Below are 3,241 nucleotides of genomic sequence, written 5' to 3'. Positions count from 1 at the left end.
TATAGACATAATCAGTGCACTTGCTTGTTCAATTTTTTTAGAATCTTCAGTGGCTTTCATGATATTATTGTGGACTTCTTGATTGGCTTTTGTAGATTGACCATTGATTATGGTTAACTGCTTAATCACTTCAAGTCCTTGATCTGCCAATGCATCCACATCAATGATGGCTCTTGTAATTTCTTCAACTTCTTCCTGATCACGTTTTAAAATGGCACTAAGCTGACCTGTTTTTTCGAAACTCTCATGTGCATTTATTGCTTGATCACCAGAACCCTTTGCGATTTCCTCTACAGCCAACTTTACTTCATCGGTCACTTCAAGTGACGCCGTGGCATTTTTATTTAGGTCTAAAGAAGCGGTGAAAACGCGTTTTGATGATTGATCAACATCCATGATTATACCTTTAAAATTTGAGACGATTTGCGCCATTGCTCGCTTAAGTTCGCTCATTTCATCTCTTCCCTTGATCTGATCTGAATCAAGGTTCATGGTAAGGTCATATCCCGCAATTTGATTTGTCATATCGATTACCTGATAAATCGGTTTACGAATTGTCCCTGCCATAACCATGGCAAATATCAAGCATAAGATAATAATTGCAATTGAAGTTACCATTAATTGATTGCTGAGAAGTCCTATAGCACCAAGTGCTTCAGCTTTTTCAACTTCTGTTACAAGACCAACGTGCCAATCGCCAATATGTGTCACTGAAACCGTGCCAATAACGTCTTTACCGGCTTCGTTTTTATATGACATGGCTTTGTTATAGGCGCTCTCTTGTGCGGTTATCGCATGCTTTAACGCATCAACACCTTGTGTGTTAATCATAGTTTCAAGTGGCTTACTATCCCCTTGTAAGGTACTTGTAAGAAGCCTACCCTCAGCATCGACCAAATAGGCATCTGCTGTTTTTCCAATTTTTTCTGCACCATTCTTCACAATTGTATCTATGGCACTTTGGTTGAGGACAATATTTAAAGTCCCTATAGGTTCCGAACCATGATTTGTATAATTGTAAACCGGCGTGGAAAGTACCATGATGTTGTCATCTATAAAGCTGTTTCTAAAAATTTGAGACCAGTTTTGCGTGCCAGTAAGTGCTTTTTCACAATAATCCCCAGCTACGACCAGTGGCGCCATATCCAGCTTATCATAATTCTGTGAGTAGACGACTTCATTGTACATATTGGTTAAGAATATATCTGTATAAGCATACTGATCTAATGCCGTCTTAAAAATATGTCGAAAATCTGCTTCTATATTGAGCTTCTCTTGAGATGTCGCATTGAAACCATTGAGCGTTTCCAAACCATCTCTAACAATTTTGGATTCTGCTAAAAGCATGGAATCGCCCTCTCTACTTGAAAAGTAGTTTTGAATGCGTTCCTGTGATAGGTTTGTAAAGAGTTGATTCTGATTATAGATTTCTTTTTGTATTTCAACACTGGATTTATTCACGCTTACAAACCCTAGTATTGCAAGAGGTATTAAGCTTGTGAGTAAGACCATTAGGAGTAATTTGGTTTGTATTTTTAAACTTGAAAATTGATTCCATTTTATGTTTCTAATGATTTCGATACTCTTGATTTGGGACAGACGTTTTTTTATGTCCATCTTAACTTTTGGGGAATCCATTTCAATTACCAGCTGGTCGTCTATTCTGATGTTTTTATCCATAAACTGACTTTTTACTTTAGTTAGACCGCCTAAAAATGCCTTAAATTTCTCCAAAACCATGTGTTTTCTCCTGTCATCTTGTTCTTATTTTATCAACCAAATCTGCCAGTGATATAATCTTCTGTTCGCTTATCTCTCGGATTTGAAAAGATGACTTCTGTGCTATCATATTCAATAAGCTCGCCCATTAGGAAAAATGCAGTCTTATCTGAAATACGGCCAGCTTGTTGCATGGAATGTGTTACAATGGCAATTGTATACTCTGATTTGAGACGGTCAATTAGCTCTTCTATCTTAGCTGTTGCAATAGGGTCAAGAGCAGAGGTTGGTTCATCCATGAGAATAACATCTGGTTGTACCGCTAAACACCTTGCAATGCAAAGTCTTTGTTGCTGACCACCAGAAAGGCCATACGCATTGTCATGAAGTCTATCCTTTACCTCATCCCAAAGTGCGGCACTCTTTAAGCTGGTTTCACAAATCTCCATAAGAAGGCGTTTGTCTTTTATGCCATGAATCTTAGGGCCGTAAACCACATTTTCATAAATTGATTTTGGAAATGGATTTGGCTTTTGAAAAACCATGCCTACAGTTGTCCTAAGTTCTTCCACTCTCACTGATTTATCAAATATATTTTTACCATGATATAAGATTTCGCCAGAAGTCTTTACAATCGGAATATTTTCGATCATACGATTCAAAGTTTTAATAAACGTTGATTTTCCACAACCAGAAGGCCCAATAATGGCTGTAACTTCATTTTTATTAATTTTCATGTTGATGTTTTTTAACGCTTGGTCATTTCCATACCAAAGGTTCAAGCCCTGAACATCATACACATAATTTTCCGGTGTTATGATTTGTTTTGACAATTTAATATCCTCCATAAAATCTACTTTTAAAAACCACGTTGATATTTATTTCTTATAAAGATTGCAATCGAGTTCATCATGAATAAAGTCACGAGTAAGACAATGATTGTCGCAGCCGCCAAATTTGCATATTCAGGCGTCAATACCGTATCTAAAGTCCAATAATAAATCTGAATTGGTAGCGCTGTAAAGTCATCCATAAACGAGTTTGGCACCTTCATGATCAAAGTTGGAATTCCCAGAACAACAAGAGGTGCCGTTTCACCTATTGCCCTTGAAATGGAAAGGATTGAACCGGTTAGGATTCCAGGTAAAGCAACTGGTAAAACAACCTTTTTAATGGTTGTCCACTTATCTGCACCCATCCCGTAAGAGGCTTCTCTTAAGAATCCTGGAACAGCTTTAATGGCTTCTTGGCTGGATACGACAATAATTGGCAGTACCAATAAGGATAATGTGAACCCACCTGCCAGGATACTTGACCCCAGATGGAAGAGTCTACTAAAAACAGAAAGCCCTAAAAGTCCAAAGATAACAGATGGCACACTGGCCAAGTTTGACAAGTTTACCTTTATGAAAGATGAAATCTTGCCCTTGGTCGCATATTCTTCAAGGTATATCGCAGTGGATACACCAATGACAAGTGTAACGGGAATCACCACGGCTATTAAGCCAAGCGAACCCACTAT

General features: G+C 37.9%; 3 protein-coding genes. All 3 read right to left on the bottom strand.

Going from position 1 to position 3,241, the window contains the following annotated elements; all coding sequences use genetic code 11:
• The coding region (locus AC220I_RS20420; RefSeq protein WP_486725711.1) for a PDC sensor domain-containing protein at positions 1-1,740 on the bottom strand (1,740 nt) is incomplete at its 3' end.
• A 32-nt stretch (positions 1,741-1,772) separates the two neighbouring features.
• Positions 1,773-2,552, bottom strand: a complete 780-nt coding sequence (gene pstB, locus AC220I_RS20415) for a phosphate ABC transporter ATP-binding protein PstB (protein ID WP_486725710.1) — start codon at positions 2,550-2,552, stop codon at positions 1,773-1,775.
• A 26-nt stretch (positions 2,553-2,578) separates the two neighbouring features.
• Positions 2,579-3,241 (bottom strand): phosphate ABC transporter permease PstA (gene pstA / locus AC220I_RS20410; protein ID WP_486725709.1); only part of this gene is annotated, 663 nt, incomplete at its 5' end.

It is taken from the genome of Fusibacter sp. (genome assembly GCF_057447755.1).
Note: the sequence above shows the minus strand (reverse complement) of the source record. Positions and strands in the feature narration are given on the sequence as shown.